This window comes from Enterobacter sp. ku-bf2 (assembly GCF_001742765.1).
GTDB lineage: Bacteria > Pseudomonadota > Gammaproteobacteria > Enterobacterales > Enterobacteriaceae > Enterobacter > Enterobacter quasiroggenkampii.
Genome location: NZ_MDVW01000007.1, coordinates 67,983 through 83,125, shown reverse-complemented (window position 1 = coordinate 83,125; position 15,143 = coordinate 67,983). Strand labels below are relative to the sequence as shown.

14 protein-coding genes and 2 tRNA genes are annotated in these 15,143 nt (G+C 56.6%); 12 read left to right on the top strand and 4 right to left on the bottom strand.

From position 1 onward, the window contains the following. The first annotated feature begins 33 nt into the window (after positions 1 to 33). Together BFG58_RS11950 and BFG58_RS11945 are read left to right on the top strand one after the other, a co-directional pair. Positions 34 to 110 (top strand) — tRNA-Asp (locus tag BFG58_RS11950). A 53-nt stretch (positions 111 to 163) separates the two neighbouring features. Then, a tRNA-Trp gene (locus BFG58_RS11945) sits at positions 164 to 239 on the top strand. A 97-nt stretch (positions 240 to 336) separates the two neighbouring features. Here BFG58_RS11945 and hdfR read toward each other — a convergent pair. After that, positions 337 to 1,158, bottom strand: a complete 822-nt coding sequence (gene hdfR, locus BFG58_RS11940) for an HTH-type transcriptional regulator HdfR (RefSeq protein ID WP_024907953.1) — start codon at positions 1,156 to 1,158, stop codon at positions 337 to 339. A gap of 118 nt (positions 1,159 to 1,276) precedes the next feature. Between hdfR and BFG58_RS11935 the strand changes: the two genes are divergently transcribed. Further along, complete coding sequence (locus BFG58_RS11935; RefSeq protein ID WP_008501577.1) at positions 1,277 to 1,615, top strand: DUF413 domain-containing protein; 339 nt, start codon at positions 1,277 to 1,279, stop codon at positions 1,613 to 1,615. Positions 1,616 to 1,645: 30 nt separating this feature from the next. Here BFG58_RS11935 and BFG58_RS11930 read toward each other — a convergent pair whose 3' ends face one another. Continuing rightward, positions 1,646 to 3,166 carry a YifB family Mg chelatase-like AAA ATPase gene (locus BFG58_RS11930; RefSeq protein WP_069719866.1) on the bottom strand — a complete coding sequence of 507 codons (1,521 nt, stop codon included), beginning with the start codon at positions 3,164 to 3,166 and terminating at the stop codon, positions 1,646 to 1,648. A gap of 341 nt (positions 3,167 to 3,507) precedes the next feature. Between BFG58_RS11930 and ilvL the strand changes: the two genes are divergently transcribed. From ilvL to ilvA, 7 genes are all read left to right on the top strand, one after another. After that, positions 3,508 to 3,606 carry an ilv operon leader peptide gene (gene ilvL / locus BFG58_RS23215; protein WP_001311244.1) on the top strand — a complete coding sequence of 33 codons (99 nt, stop codon included), beginning with the start codon at positions 3,508 to 3,510 and terminating at the stop codon, positions 3,604 to 3,606. 86 nt (positions 3,607 to 3,692) lie between these two features. After that, a complete protein-coding gene (gene ilvX, locus BFG58_RS24180; protein ID WP_166792073.1) occupies positions 3,693 to 3,743 on the top strand; it encodes a peptide IlvX in 51 nt (16 codons plus the stop codon). A 2-nt stretch (positions 3,744 to 3,745) separates the two neighbouring features. Further along, positions 3,746 to 5,392, top strand: a complete 1,647-nt coding sequence (ilvG, locus tag BFG58_RS11925; RefSeq protein WP_045909249.1) for an acetolactate synthase 2 catalytic subunit — start codon at positions 3,746 to 3,748, stop codon at positions 5,390 to 5,392. Further along, on the top strand, positions 5,389 to 5,652 hold the full coding sequence (gene ilvM / locus BFG58_RS11920) for an acetolactate synthase 2 small subunit (protein ID WP_069719865.1): 264 nt from the start codon (positions 5,389 to 5,391) through the stop codon (positions 5,650 to 5,652). The genes ilvG and ilvM overlap by 4 nt, the downstream gene beginning before the upstream one ends. 18 nt (positions 5,653 to 5,670) lie before the next feature. Continuing rightward, positions 5,671 to 6,600, top strand: coding sequence for a branched-chain-amino-acid transaminase (gene ilvE, locus BFG58_RS11915; protein ID WP_023309654.1), 930 nt, complete (start codon positions 5,671 to 5,673; stop codon positions 6,598 to 6,600). 60 nt (positions 6,601 to 6,660) lie between these two features. Next, positions 6,661 to 8,511 (top strand): dihydroxy-acid dehydratase, encoded by a 1,851-nt coding sequence (gene ilvD, locus BFG58_RS11910; RefSeq protein ID WP_045909248.1) that lies wholly within the window; start codon positions 6,661 to 6,663, stop codon positions 8,509 to 8,511. 2 nt (positions 8,512 to 8,513) lie between these two features. After that, positions 8,514 to 10,058 carry a threonine ammonia-lyase, biosynthetic gene (gene ilvA, locus BFG58_RS11905; protein ID WP_045909247.1) on the top strand — a complete coding sequence of 515 codons (1,545 nt, stop codon included), beginning with the start codon at positions 8,514 to 8,516 and terminating at the stop codon, positions 10,056 to 10,058. A 45-nt stretch (positions 10,059 to 10,103) separates the two neighbouring features. Here the strand turns inward: ilvA and ilvY are convergent, their stop codons facing one another. Further along, the gene (gene ilvY / locus BFG58_RS11900) at positions 10,104 to 10,994 is read right to left on the bottom strand and encodes an HTH-type transcriptional activator IlvY (protein WP_008501572.1); all 891 of its coding nucleotides are present in this window, start codon (positions 10,992 to 10,994) and stop codon (positions 10,104 to 10,106) included. Between the two features lie 152 nt (positions 10,995 to 11,146). Here ilvY and ilvC point away from each other — a divergent pair, with 152 nt between their 5' ends. Further along, positions 11,147 to 12,622, top strand: coding sequence for a ketol-acid reductoisomerase (gene ilvC, locus BFG58_RS11895; protein WP_021242831.1), 1,476 nt, complete (start codon positions 11,147 to 11,149; stop codon positions 12,620 to 12,622). Between the two features lie 88 nt (positions 12,623 to 12,710). Here ilvC and ppiC read toward each other — a convergent pair whose 3' ends face one another. Beyond that, positions 12,711 to 12,992: a peptidylprolyl isomerase PpiC gene (gene ppiC / locus BFG58_RS11890; protein WP_008501570.1), complete on the bottom strand. Its 282-nt coding sequence runs from the start codon at positions 12,990 to 12,992 to the stop codon at positions 12,711 to 12,713. A gap of 85 nt (positions 12,993 to 13,077) precedes the next feature. On the opposite strand from ppiC, the gene rep reads away from it, so the two are divergent. Further along, on the top strand, positions 13,078 to 15,102 hold the full coding sequence (gene rep, locus BFG58_RS11885) for a DNA helicase Rep (RefSeq protein WP_008501569.1): 2,025 nt from the start codon (positions 13,078 to 13,080) through the stop codon (positions 15,100 to 15,102). Positions 15,103 to 15,143 lie beyond the last annotated feature (41 nt).

Below are 15,143 nucleotides of genomic sequence, written 5' to 3'. Positions count from 1 at the left end.
GCATTAATCCGGTGGTTACAAGCAGTCTTCGGTGGAGCGGTAGTTCAGTCGGTTAGAATACCTGCCTGTCACGCAGGGGGTCGCGGGTTCGAGTCCCGTCCGTTCCGCCACTTATTAAGACATTAAGCCTGCCTTACTGGCAGGCTTAATGGCAAAAAACTTTAGGGGCGTAGCTCAGTTGGTAGAGCACCGGTCTCCAAAACCGGGTGTCGCGAGTTCGAGTCTCTCCGCCCCTGCCATATATAATCCTTTGCTTCGGCAAAGGATTTTTTTTGCCTGTAATCCTGTAAAACGCCTCTTCTTACTATTCAGCCAGCATTCCTGCTGGCTGATGTATCAATCCATTACATTGATTTTTAACAGATCTTTTATCTGTGACTGCTTATCACTGTTTTGCAGCCAAATCGCATACAGCGGTCTGGTAAGCGTGGTGGAATCCAGCACCGTATGCAGCCCCGCTTTAGTGTCTGCCCAGCGAACAGGTAACCAGGTACAACCTCTCAGCAAGGGCAGTTGCTGACAGGCGATCTCCGCAGAGCTGGTTGTTAACTGTGGAACATCATCAGGTGCAATCAATCCCGTCTCATGCTGCTGAAAATCTGGCCCCCATTCGAGGCGCAAATAGGTCAGGTCTGCCTTCATCATCGACGGTTCAGAGGCATACAGCGCCAGGCCAAACTGACCGACGATCTGGCTGCTAAATTCGTCCATCTTGGGGGCTTCGGTTGTGATCAGAAGATCAAGCTGACGCTCATGAAGTTGCTTAACCAGCGACTGCCGTTGCGCAATCCTGGCTTCAAATTGCAGGTGGCTATGAGAGTGATAAAGCCGGGTAAGCCACTGACTTAGCATACATTCCCACAGGGAAGCGCTGGCCCCTATCGAGAACTCATTATGCCTCGAAGTATGTGCAACCTCTTTGCGTGCCGCCTGCCAGGTATTCATCAGCGTTTCTGCGTACGGCAGCAGTTTTTCACCGGCGGGCGTGAGGCGAATATTGTTGCGATGGCGGGTAAAAAGATTCACACCCAGTTGATTTTCCAGCTGTCGAATACGAAAACTGACTGCTGACTGCGTCAGGTAAAGGGCTTCCGCTGCTCGCCCAAAGTGGCGTGTTCTGCTCACTTCAAGAAAAGTTTTAAGCAATTCCGTATCCACATCTTTCTCCGCAAAATTATTTGTCGTTATGATTTAAATGTTTTGTTTTACACTCTGTCAAGCGTAACTAATACTCCGCGCCATAAATAGCTCGGCCAAAGAATTAGGAGCGTGTAGGATGGCGGAAAGCTTTACGACGACTAATCGTTTTTTCGACAATAAACATTATCCGCGCGGGTTCTCTCGTCACGGCGATTTCACCATCAAAGAAGCTCAACTGCTTGAGCGCCATGGTTATGCCTTTAACGAGCTGGATCTGGGTAAGCGTGAACCTGCAACCGAAGACGAAAAACAGTTTGTTTCTGTTTGCCGTGGTGAGCGTGAGCCGCAGTCTGAAGCGGAACGTGTGTGGATCAAGTATATGGCACGCATTAAGCGTCCAAAGCGCTTCCATACGCTGTCTGGCGGTAAGCCGCAGATGGAAGGTGCAGAAGACTACACCGAGTCTGATGACTAAGATGATAAGAAGGGGCTACGGCCCCTTTTTTTATGCCAGCAACTTCTGCAGATGCAGCAGCAAACGATCGATAGCGCGATAGCTCAGCGCCTCCTGCAAGTGTTTCCTCTTAATGTCAGTACATCCCTCCACGTCAGCAATGGTTCTGGCCACTTTTAGCAAACGCTGCCACGCACGTATAGATAGCCCAAAGCGCGTCAACGTCTCCTCCAGCCATACCGCATCCTCACTGTTAAGGGCACAAAACTGCCGGATCCCGGCATTATCCAGCCGCGCGTTTAGCCTGTTCTGGCGAGTGTACTGTCGTGCCTGGGCGGCGATCACCCGCTCGCGTACCTTCGCAGAGCTTTCACCCGTGATGCCCGTCTGCCTGAGCAGGCCCGGAGGAGGAAGCGGGATTTCGAGAGATAAATCGAAACGGTCGAGGAACGGACCGGATAACTTTCCCAGATAGCGCAGCGTCTGCTCCGGCGTACAGCGGTTATGGTTGCCCTGGTAGTGGCCCGTCGGGCTGGGATTCATCGCAGCGACCAGTTGAAACTGCGCGGGATAGCTTATTTTGGCCCGAGTGCGCGAGATATGTATTTCGCCAGATTCAATAGGTTCTCTCAGCGCATCAAGCACGCGGCGCTCAAACTCGGGCAGCTCATCGAGAAACAGAATGCCATTGTGCGCCAGTGAGATCTCACCCGGCCCGGGGATAGACCCGCCGCCGACCATCGCCGTCAGTGAAGCGCTATGATGTGGGGAACGAAAAGGACGACGGCGCCACTGTTTTTGCAACGATGCAGAACTGATGAGGCTATATATGGCGGCGCTTTCCAGCGCTTCATGGTTATTGAGCGGTGGAAGTAACCCGCTCAGCCTGCTCGCCAGCATCGTTTTCCCCGTACCTGGCGGGCCAATCAACAGAAGATTGTGTCCACCTGCGGCCGTAATCTCCAGCGCCCGCTTCCCTTGCTCCTGTCCCATAATCTCGCTGAGATCCTCCGGGACGTCGGCTATAACCTCGTCACACTCCTCCGGTTCGGACAGTTCATGTCGTCCTTCCAGCCAGGCACAAACTTCCTGTAAATGTCCCGCGATGAGGCATCCTTTTTCCGCGATAAGACTCACTTCTGATGCGTTTTCATTGGCCACAATGATTTGCCGGCCTGCTCGTAGGGCCTCCAGCGCTCCCGATATCGCGCCGGGAACGCCTCTCAGCGCGCCTGTGAGCGCGAGTTCACCCACGAACTCATACGAGCCTAGCCTTGTCGTATTAAGCTGCTCAGAAGCCGCGAGAAGGGCAATTGCGATAGGTAAATCGTATCGTCCCCCTTCTTTAGGCAGGTCGGCGGGAGCAAGGTTGATGGTGATCTTCTTCGCAGGGAAGGTATAACCGCTATTTATTATTGCGCTACGGACGCGATCCCTGGCTTCTTTAACCGTCGTTTCAGGTAACCCGACAAGCGTGAGTCCGGGCAGCCCATTACTCAAATGCACCTCTACGGAAACAAGCGGTGCCTTTACCCCGAGGGCCGCACGCGTATAAACAACTGACAGTGACATTTGCACTACCTCCTGGTGTGACTATGTCAGTGCTCGTTATGTTTGTTTATTGCCATTTCGTGAATTTACGCCGCTTGTTCAGGGATTTTAATGGCGCATTGCAACAATTTCATAATCGTGGAAAGCTCCTCGCAGAACGAAAAAAATCCTGTTTTGACGGTTAGCACCACAGTAAAAAAATGAAAAATATTCATTTTCTAATTTCCGTATATAAAACAACGCTTTTAAGAAATATGATTCGCGGGCTAACCAAATCCGTCATAAATAAATCTTGTGTTTAATTTGAAAACTGTGATACCTCTTTAGGTATTCCTTCGAACAAGATGCAAAAAGAACTGAAAATGACAGCCCTTCTACGAGTGATTAGCCTGGTCGTGATTAGCGTGGTGGTGATTATTATCCCACCGTGCGGGGCTGCACTTGGACGAGGAAAGGCTTAGAAATCAAGCCTTAACGAACTAAGACCCCCGCACCGAAAGGTCCGGGGGTTTTTTTATGACTAAAAAACGCAATTGAGGAGCAGAGAATGACGACTAGCACAAAATTCTGTTTCTCCCGATTTATGACGGGGAACTAACTATGAATGGGGCACAGTGGGTAGTACATGCGTTGCGCGCGCAGGGAGTCGAGACAGTATTCGGTTATCCAGGTGGCGCAATTATGCCGATTTACGATGCACTGTATGACGGCGGCGTGGAACATCTCTTGTGCCGACACGAGCAGGGCGCAGTGATGGCGGCCATTGGTTACGCCCGCGCGACCGGTAAAACCGGCGTGTGTATGGCGACGTCAGGCCCTGGTGCAACTAACCTGATCACTGGCCTGGCTGACGCGCTGCTGGATTCTGTTCCCGTTGTCGCCATCACCGGGCAGGTGGCGTCTCCGTTCATCGGTACCGACGCTTTTCAGGAGGTCGATGTACTGGGTTTATCGCTGGCCTGCACCAAACACAGTTTCCTCGTTCAGTCTCTGGAAGAGCTGCCGCGCGTCATGGCTGAAGCATTTGAGGTAGCCAGCTCCGGCCGCCCTGGCCCGGTTCTGGTGGATATCCCGAAAGATATCCAGGTCGCACTCGGCGAACTGGAGCCGCACTTCTCCACCGTTCGAAGCGACGACGCGTTTCCGCATGCGGCAGTTGAAGAGGCGCGTCAGATGCTGGCGCAGGCAAAACAGCCGATGCTGTACGTTGGCGGTGGCGTAGGCATGGCGCAGGCCGTTCCCGCCCTGCGTGAATTTATTGCGGTAACGCAAATGCCTGCCACCTGCACGCTGAAAGGGTTGGGTGCGGTAGATGCAGACTACCCGTACTATCTGGGCATGCTCGGGATGCACGGCACTAAAGCGGCAAACCTGGCGGTGCAGGCGTGCGATCTGCTCATCGCCGTCGGTGCCCGTTTTGACGACCGCGTTACCGGCAAGCTGAATACCTTCGCGCCGAACGCCAAAGTGATCCATATGGACATCGACCCGGCGGAGATGAACAAGCTGCGTCAGGCGCACGTCGCGCTGCAGGGCGATCTCAACGCGCTGTTACCGGCATTGCAGCAGCCGCTGGATATCAACGCATGGCGTCAGCACACCGCCGATATGCGCGCTGAACACGCCTGGCGTTACGATCATCCGGGCGAGGCCATCTACGCGCCGCTGCTGTTGAAGCAGTTGTCCGACCGTAAACCGGCAAACAGCGTGGTGACCACCGATGTCGGCCAGCATCAGATGTGGTCAGCCCAGCATATGACCTACACCCGTCCGGAGAACTTCATCACGTCCAGCGGGTTAGGGACGATGGGCTTCGGTCTGCCAGCCGCCGTTGGCGCACAGGTTGCCCGCCCGAACGATACCGTAATCTGTATCTCCGGTGACGGCTCCTTCATGATGAACGTTCAGGAGCTCGGCACCGTTAAGCGCAAGCAGTTGCCGCTGAAAATCGTCTTGCTCGACAACCAGCGTTTAGGGATGGTTCGCCAGTGGCAACAGCTGTTCTTCCAGGAGCGTTACAGCGAAACGACCCTTACCGATAACCCCGATTTCCTCACGCTGGCCAGCGCTTTTGGCATCCCTGGTCAGCACATCACCCGTAAAGATCAGGTTGAAGCGGCGCTCGACACCATGCTGAACAGCGAGGGGCCTTACCTGCTTCATGTCTCAATCGACGAACTCGAGAACGTCTGGCCGCTGGTACCGCCCGGTGCCAGTAACTCACAAATGATGGAGAAATTATCATGATGCAGCATCAGGTCGCCGTACAGGCTCGCTTCAACCCGGAAACCTTAGAGCGCGTTTTGCGTGTGGTGCGTCATCGTGGTTTTCAGATTTGCTCTATGAATATGGAGACGGCCAATGACGCCCAAAACATCAGTATCGAATTAACCGTTGCCAGCCCGCGGTCGGTCGACTTACTGTTTAGTCAGTTATCAAAGCTGGTAGACGTTGCCCATGTTGCCATCTGCCAGAGCACAACCACATCACAACAAATCCGCGCTTAAGCGTGACAGGACGAAAAAATGACGACAAAAAAAGCTGATTACATTTGGTTCAACGGTGAGATGGTTCGCTGGGAGGACGCGAAGGTCCACGTGATGTCCCACGCGCTGCATTACGGTACCTCCGTGTTTGAAGGCATCCGCTGCTACGATTCTCACAAAGGGCCAGTGGTGTTCCGCCATCGCGAACACATGCAGCGTCTGCATGACTCAGCCAAAATTTATCGTTTCCCGGTATCTCAGAGCGTGGATGAGCTGATGGAAGCCTGCCGCGACGTGATCCGTAAGAACAACCTGACCAGCGCCTATATTCGTCCGCTGGTCTTCGTGGGCGACGTCGGTATGGGCGTGAACCCGCCGGCGGGCTATACCACGGATGTGATCATTGCCGCGTTCCCGTGGGGGGCTTATCTGGGTGCAGAAGCCCTGGAACAGGGGATCGACGCAATGGTCTCTTCCTGGAATCGCGTTGCGCCAAACACCATCCCGACCGCGGCTAAAGCGGGCGGTAACTACCTTTCTTCCCTGCTGGTCGGCAGCGAAGCGCGCCGTCACGGCTACCAGGAAGGTATTGCGCTCGACGTGAATGGCTACATCTCCGAAGGCGCAGGTGAAAACCTGTTTGAAGTCAAAGACGGCATTCTGTTTACGCCGCCATTCACCTCGTCCGCGCTGCCGGGCATCACCCGTGACGCCATCATCAAGCTGGCGAAAGACCTCGGTATCGAAGTGCGCGAGCAGGTGCTGTCCCGCGAATCCCTCTATCTGGCCGATGAAGTGTTTATGTCCGGTACTGCGGCTGAAATCACGCCGGTACGCAGCGTAGACGGTATCCAGGTGGGCGAAGGCCGCTGTGGCCCGGTCACCAAACGCATTCAGCAAGCGTTCTTTGGCCTCTTCACCGGCGAAACAGAAGATAAATACGGCTGGTTGGATCAGGTTAATCACTAAATATAAATTTGGGACGGCACGCACCGTCCCATTACATAGTCAGACGGGAGTAAATAAAGCATGCCTAAGTATCGTTCAGCCACCACCACCCACGGCCGTAACATGGCGGGTGCCCGCGCACTGTGGCGCGCCACCGGAATGACCGACGCCGATTTCGGCAAGCCAATTATCGCCGTGGTGAACTCCTTCACCCAGTTCGTACCGGGCCATGTGCACCTGCGCGATCTGGGTAAGCTGGTTGCCGAGCAAATCGAGGCCTCCGGCGGCGTGGCGAAAGAGTTCAACACCATTGCGGTGGATGACGGTATCGCGATGGGCCACGGGGGCATGCTCTATTCACTGCCGTCGCGCGAGCTGATCGCCGACTCGGTGGAGTACATGGTTAACGCCCACTGCGCCGATGCGATGGTCTGTATCTCCAACTGCGACAAAATCACCCCGGGGATGCTGATGGCCTCCCTGCGCCTGAACATTCCTGTGATCTTCGTCTCCGGTGGCCCAATGGAAGCGGGGAAAACCAAGCTCTCCGACAAAATCATCAAGCTCGACCTGGTCGATGCGATGATTCAGGGTGCGGATCCGAAGGTTTCTGACGAGCAGAGCGATCAGGTGGAACGCTCCGCGTGTCCGACCTGCGGCTCCTGTTCCGGTATGTTCACGGCGAACTCCATGAACTGTCTGACCGAAGCGCTGGGTCTGTCTCAGCCGGGCAACGGCTCGCTGCTGGCGACCCATGCCGACCGTAAGCAGCTGTTCCTCAATGCCGGTAAACGTATCGTTGAACTGACTAAGCGCTACTACGAGCAGGACGACGCCAGCGCGCTGCCGCGCAGCATCGCCAGTAAAGCGGCATTCGAGAACGCCATGACCCTGGATATCGCCATGGGCGGTTCCACCAACACCGTTCTGCACCTGCTGGCCGCCGCGCAGGAAGCCGAAATCGACTTCACCATGAGCGACATCGACAAGCTTTCCCGTAAAGTGCCGCAGCTGTGTAAGGTCGCGCCAAGTACGCAGAAGTACCACATGGAAGACGTGCACCGTGCCGGTGGCGTCATCGGTATCCTCGGCGAGCTGGATCGCGCCGGGCTGCTGAACCGTGACGTGAAAAACGTGCTCGGCCTGACGCTGCCGGAATCGCTGGACCAGTACGACGTGATGCTGACCAAAGACGACGCGGTGAAAAAAATGTTCCGCGCCGGTCCTGCCGGTATTCGTACCACGCAGGCATTCTCGCAGGATTGCCGCTGGGACACCCTGGACGATGACCGCGCCGAAGGCTGCATCCGCTCGCTGGAACATGCCTACAGCAAAGACGGTGGCCTGGCCGTGCTGTACGGTAACTTTGCGGAAAATGGCTGCATCGTGAAGACCGCTGGCGTGGACGACAGCATCCTGAAATTCACCGGTCCGGCGAAAGTGTACGAAAGCCAGGATGAAGCGGTAGACGCCATCCTGGGCGGTAAAGTGGTGGAAGGCGACGTGGTGGTCATCCGTTATGAAGGGCCAAAAGGCGGCCCGGGTATGCAGGAGATGCTCTACCCAACCACTTTCCTGAAATCGATGGGCCTCGGTAAAGCCTGCGCGCTGATCACCGACGGGCGTTTCTCCGGCGGGACCTCTGGTCTCTCCATCGGTCACGTTTCGCCGGAAGCGGCAAGCGGCGGCAACATCGCCATCATCGAAGATGGTGACCTGATCGAAATCGACATTCCGAATCGCGGCATTCAGCTCAAGCTGAGCGATCAGGAGATCGCGGCCCGTCGTGAAGCGCAGGAAGCGCGCGGCGACAAAGCCTGGACGCCGAAAGACCGTCAGCGTGAAGTCTCCTTCGCCCTGCGCGCCTACGCGAGCCTTGCCACCAGTGCAGATAAAGGCGCGGTGCGCGATAAATCGAAACTTGGGGGCTAACGATGGCCGAGTCGCAACCCTTATCCGCCGCCCCTGAGGGGGCGGAGTACCTGAGAGCGGTGCTGCGCGCGCCGGTCTATGAAGCCGTGCAGGTCACCCCCCTGCAGAAAATGGAAAAACTCTCTTCGCGCCTCGACAACGTTATCCTGGTGAAGCGCGAAGACCGCCAGCCGGTGCACAGCTTTAAGCTACGCGGCGCCTACGCGATGATGGCCGGGCTGACCGACGAGCAAAAAGCGCGCGGCGTGATTACCGCTTCGGCAGGTAACCATGCGCAAGGCGTGGCGTTCTCGTCTGCTCGCCTGGGTCTGAAAGCGCTGATTGTGATGCCGGTTGCTACCGCAGACATCAAGGTCGACGCGGTGCGCGGTTTCGGCGGCGAAGTCTTACTCCACGGGGCCAACTTTGACGAAGCCAAAGCCAAAGCGATTGAGCTGGCGCAGCAGCAGGGGTTCACCTGGGTGCCGCCGTTCGACCACCCGATGGTGATTGCCGGGCAGGGGACGCTGGCGCTTGAACTGCTGCAGCAGGATGCCCATCTCGACCGCGTTTTTGTCCCGGTGGGCGGTGGCGGTTTAGCCGCAGGCGTGGCGGTGCTGATCAAACAGCTGATGCCGCAGATCAAAGTCATTGCCGTGGAAGCGGAAGACTCCGCCTGCCTGAAAGCGGCGCTGGAGGCCGGGCATCCGGTTGACCTGCCGCGCGTCGGGCTGTTTGCCGAGGGCGTGGCGGTGAAGCGTATTGGCGACGAAACGTTCCGCCTGTGCCGGGAATATCTCGACGATATCGTCACGGTGGATAGCGATGCTATCTGCGCGGCGATGAAAGATCTGTTCGAAGACGTGCGTGCGGTGGCGGAACCGTCCGGCGCGCTGGCGCTGGCGGGGATGAAAAAATACATCGCGCAGCACAACATTCGTGGCGAGCGTCTGGCGCACGTGCTTTCCGGCGCCAACGTTAACTTCCACGGCCTGCGCTATGTTTCCGAGCGCTGCGAGCTGGGCGAACAGCGTGAAGCGCTGCTGGCGGTGACCATTCCGGAAGAGAAGGGCAGCTTCCTGAAGTTCTGTCAGCTGCTGGGCGGTCGTTCGGTGACGGAATTTAACTACCGTTTTGCCGATGCCAAAGATGCCTGCATTTTTGTCGGCGTGCGTCTGAGCCGTGGCGTGGAGGAGCGCAAAGAGATCCTCAACCTGCTGCATGAGGGCGGCTATAGCGTGGTCGATCTCTCCGACGATGAGATGGCGAAGCTGCACGTGCGTTACATGGTCGGTGGCCGTCCTTCGAAGCCGCTCAAAGAACGCCTGTTCAGCTTTGAATTCCCGGAATCGCCGGGCGCGCTGCTCAAGTTCCTGCACACGCTGGGCACGCACTGGAACATCTCTCTGTTCCACTACCGCAGCCACGGCACCGACTACGGGCGCGTGCTGGCGGCGTTTGAACTGGGCGAGCACGAGCCGGATTTCGAAACGCGGCTGAACGAGCTGGGCTATGAGTGTCACGACGAAACCCATAACCCGGCGTTCCGCTTCTTCCTGGCAGGCTAGTGGTAGAGCTGCGCGTAGGCCGGGTAAGCGTAGCGCCACCCGGGTTCAGTGGTTCGGCAATATCGTCCAGAACGCATCAATAAGCGGCTCATGCAGCCGCTTTTTTTGTGCGCATACGCCAAGCTCAAACGGCGTCTTCTCGTCGCTGCGTTCCAGAATCATCACGCGATTGCGCACCGGTTCCGGGCTGTTTTCCAGCACCACTTCCGGCAGCAGCGCCACGCCGCAGCCGAGCGCCACCATCGACACCATCGCCTCATGACCGCTGACGGTGGCGTAAATCGACGGGTTGCTGATTTTCTGGCGGCGGAACCACAGCTCAATGCGACGTCGCACCGGCCCCTGATCGGCCATGATAAACGGCACCGTCGACCAGTCCGGTTTTTCCACCGACACCTGGTTACGCACCGGGCAGGGCAGCGCCGGGGCAATCAGCACCACCGCCAGATTCTCCAGCATCGAGAACGCTACCGCGCCCGGCAGGGTTTCCGGCTTCCCGGCAATGGCGAGATCCGCTTCGCCCGTCACCACTTTTTCCATTGCGTCGGCGGCGTCACCGGTAGTGAGCTTAATTTCAACGGACGGATGCGCCGCGCGGAAGCGGTCAAGGATGGGCGGCAGATGGCTGTAGGCGGCGGTCACGGAGCAAAAAATATGCAGTTCACCAGAGAGTGACGGCCCCTGTTGATCGATAGAGTGCCGCAGCTGCTGGTACTGCAACAGCGTCTGCTGGGCAAAAATGCGCAGCTCTTCGCCCGCTTCCGTGAGGGTGACGGTGCGGTTATCGCGCACGAACAGCGGCTGGCCAAGATCTTCCTCAAGGCGTTGGATCTGGCGTGAAAGCGTGGAGGGGCTGACGTGCATCGCCCGCGCGCTGCGGCCAAAATGACGGCTTTCCGCCAGGTGAAGAAACATTTTCAGATCGCGTAAATCCACCGATTCCACTCCCTCTTTTTACATTGCAAAAATTGCAATGTGATGTTGTGAATATATCAATTTCCGCAATAAATTTCCTGTTGTAATGTGGGTACATTCTCGCTGAAACGCGAACCGAACAATAAGACACACAACATCACGAGGTATCACCCATGGCTAACTACTTTAATACACTGAACTTGCGCCAGCAGCTGGCGCAGCTGGGCAAATGCCGCTTCATGGCGCGCGACGAATTTGCCGATGGCGCAAGCTACCTTCAGGGTAAAAAAGTGGTCATCGTCGGCTGTGGCGCACAGGGTCTGAACCAGGGCCTGAACATGCGTGACTCCGGTCTGGATATCTCCTACGCCCTGCGCAAAGAAGCGATTGCCGAGAAGCGCGCTTCATGGCGTAAAGCGACCGAAAACGGCTTCAAAGTGGGTACCTACGAAGAGCTGATCCCGCAGGCGGATCTGGTGGTTAACCTGACGCCGGACAAGCAGCACTCTGACGTAGTGCGTTCCGTACAGCCGCTGATGAAAGACGGTGCCGCGCTGGGTTACTCCCACGGCTTTAACATCGTTGAAGTGGGCGAGCAGATCCGTAAAGACATCACCGTGGTGATGGTGGCACCGAAGTGCCCGGGTACCGAAGTACGTGAAGAGTACAAGCGTGGTTTCGGCGTGCCGACCCTGATCGCGGTACACCCGGAAAACGATCCGAAAGGCGAAGGTATGGCGATTGCCAAAGCATGGGCAGCGGCGACCGGCGGCCACCGTGCGGGCGTGCTGGAATCTTCCTTCGTTGCCGAAGTGAAATCTGACCTGATGGGCGAGCAGACCATTCTGTGCGGCATGCTGCAGGCCGGTTCTCTGCTGTGCTTCGATAAGCTGGTGGAAGAGGGTACCGACCCGGCATACGCGGAAAAACTGATTCAGTTCGGCTGGGAAACCATCACCGAAGCGCTGAAGCAGGGCGGTATTACGCTGATGATGGACCGTCTGTCCAACCCGGCAAAACTGCGTGCTTACGCGCTGTCTGAACAGCTGAAAACCATCATGGCGCCGCTGTTCCAGAAACATATGGACGACATCATCTCCGGCGAGTTCTCATCCGGCATGATGGCTGACTGGGCGAACGACGATAAGAAACTGCTGACCTGGCGTGAAGAGACCGGTAAAACTGCGTTCGAAACCGCGCCACAGTATGAAGGTAAAATCGGCGAGCAGGAGTACTTCGATAAAGGCGTATTGATGATCGCGATGGTGAAAGCAGGCGTTGAGCTGGCGTTCGAAACCATGGTGGATTCCGGCATCATCGAAGAGTCTGCGTACTACGAATCACTGCACGAGCTGCCGCTGATTGCGAACACCATCGCTCGTAAGCGTCTGTACGAAATGAACGTGGTGATCTCTGATACCGCAGAATACGGTAACTACCTGTTCTCTTACGCCTGCGTACCGCTGCTGAAAGAGTTTATGACCACTCTGCAGACGGGCGATCTGGGTAAAGCGATTGCAGAAGGTGCCGTGGACAACGCGCAGCTGCGCGATGTGAACGAAGCGATTCGCAGCCACCAGATCGAGAAAGTGGGCCACAAACTGCGTGGCTACATGACGGATATGAAGCGTATCGCGGTAGCGGGTTAACAACTTTGTCGGGTGGCGCTTCGCTTACCCGACCTACAAAACCGTAAGATGTAGGCCGGGTAAGGCGTAGCCGCGCCACCCGGCTTTTTTATTTGCGATACAGCACTTTAATCACGTGGTAGCCGAACTGCGTGTGCAGCGGGCCGGTTGGCTCCAGCACCGGGCAGGAGAAGACCACTTTATCGAACGCCGGTACCATCTGACCCTGGCGGAATTCACCCAGATCGCCGCCGCGTTTGCCTGACGGACAGATAGAGTGCTTCTTCGCCAGTTTGCCGAAGTCGGCGCCGTTTTTGATCTGCTCCAGAAGATCCAGAGCCAGTTTCTCTTCTTTAACAAGAATATGCAGTGCTGCTGCTGTTTTTGCCATGATCGTGCCTTGAGTGGTATGGATTAGGCTCGCTATACTACCACGCTGTTATTCTCCCCTCCTGACTTTCATTGAGTGATCATTTATGCGTTTAAACCCCGGACAACAACAAGCCGTCGAATTTGTCACCGGACCGTGTCTGGTGCTGGCGGGGGCTGGATCCGGTAAAACCCGCGTGATCACCAACAAAATTGCGCACCTGATCCGCGGCTGTGGCTATCAGGCCCGGCACATTGCGGCGGTGACGTTTACCAATAAAGCGGCGCGTGAGATGAAAGAGCGTGTCGGCCAGACGCTGGGGCGCAAAGAGGCCCGGGGCCTGATGATCTCCACCTTCCACACGCTGGGGCTGGATATCATCAAGCGCGAGTATGCGGCGCTGGGCATGAAGTCCAACTTCTCCCTCTTTGATGACACCGACCAGGTGGCGCTGCTCAAAGAGCTCACCGAGGGGCTGATCGAAGATGACAAGGTGCTGTTGCAGCAGCTGATCTCGACGATCTCAAACTGGAAAAACGATCTGATGACCCCGGCCCAGGCCGCGGCGATCGCCAAAGGCGAACGGGATCGGATTTTCGCCCACTGCTATGGTCTGTACGATGCGCACATGAAAGCGTGCAACGTGCTGGACTTCGACGACCTGATCCTGCTGCCGACGCTGCTGCTGCAACGTAATGAAGAGGTTCGCGAGCGCTGGCAGAACAAAATCCGTTACCTGCTGGTGGATGAGTATCAGGACACCAACACCAGCCAGTACGAGCTGGTGAAGCTGCTGGTGGGGCAGCGTGCGCGTTTCACCGTGGTCGGCGATGATGACCAGTCAATTTACTCCTGGCGCGGCGCGCGTCCGCAAAACCTGGTGCTGCTGAGCAAAGATTTTCCGGCGCTGCAGGTGATTAAGCTGGAGCAGAACTACCGCTCCTCCGGGCGTATCCTGAAGGCCGCAAACATCCTGATTGCCAATAACCCGCACGTGTTTGAGAAGCGTCTCTTCTCCGAGCTGGGCTACGGGACGGAGCTGAAAGTGCTCAGCGCCAACAACGAAGAGCATGAAGCGGAGCGCGTCACCGGTGAACTGATCGCCCATCACTTCGTCAATAAAACCGAATATAAGGATTACGCGATCCTCTATCGCGGGAATCACCAGTCGCGCGTCTTTGAAAAGATGCTGATGCAGAACCGCATTCCGTACAAAATCTCGGGCGGGACCTCGTTCTTCTCACGGCCAGAGATCAAAGACCTGCTGGCCTATCTGCGCGTGCTCACTAACCCGGATGACGACAGCGCGTTTCTGCGTATTGTGAATACGCCAAAACGCGAGATTGGCCCGGCGACGCTGCAAAAACTCGGCGAGTGGGCGATGACGCGTAACAAAAGCCTGTTTACCGCCAGCTTCGACATGGGGCTAAGCCAGACATTAACCGGTCGCGGCTATGATTCGTTAACGCGATTCACCCACTGGCTCGGCGAAGTGCAGCGTCTCGCGGAGCGCGAGCCAGTGGCGGCGGTGCGCGATCTCATTCACGGCATCGACTATGAGTCCTGGCTGTACGAAACCTCGGCCAGCCCGAAAGCCGCTGAGATGCGCATGAAGAACGTTAACCAGCTCTTCAGCTGGATGACCGAAATGCTGGAGGGCTCTGAAATCGACGAGCCGATGACCCTGACGCAGGTCGTCACCCGCTTTACCCTGCGCGACATGATGGAGCGTGGCGAGAGCGAAGAAGAGGCCGATCAGGTACAGCTGATGACGCTGCACGCGTCAAAAGGTCTGGAGTTCCCGTATGTCTATCTGGTTGGTATGGAAGAGGGGTTGTTACCGCATCAGAGCAGCATTGATGAAGACAACGTCGACGAGGAGCGCCGCCTGGCCTACGTGGGGATCACCCGCGCGCAGAAAGAGCTGACGTTCACACTGTGTAAAGAGCGCCGTCAGTATGGCGAACTTGTCCGCCCGGAGCCGAGCCGTTTCCTGCTGGAACTGCCGCAGGATGACCTAATCTGGGAGCAGGAACGCAAAGTAATTACTGCGGAAGAGCGGATGCACAAGGGGCAGGCTAACGTGGCGAACATTCGCGCCATGCTGGCAAAAGCCAAAGAGAAAGGATAAGGATGAGTAGGCCGGGTAAGGCGAAGCCGCTACCCGGCAAT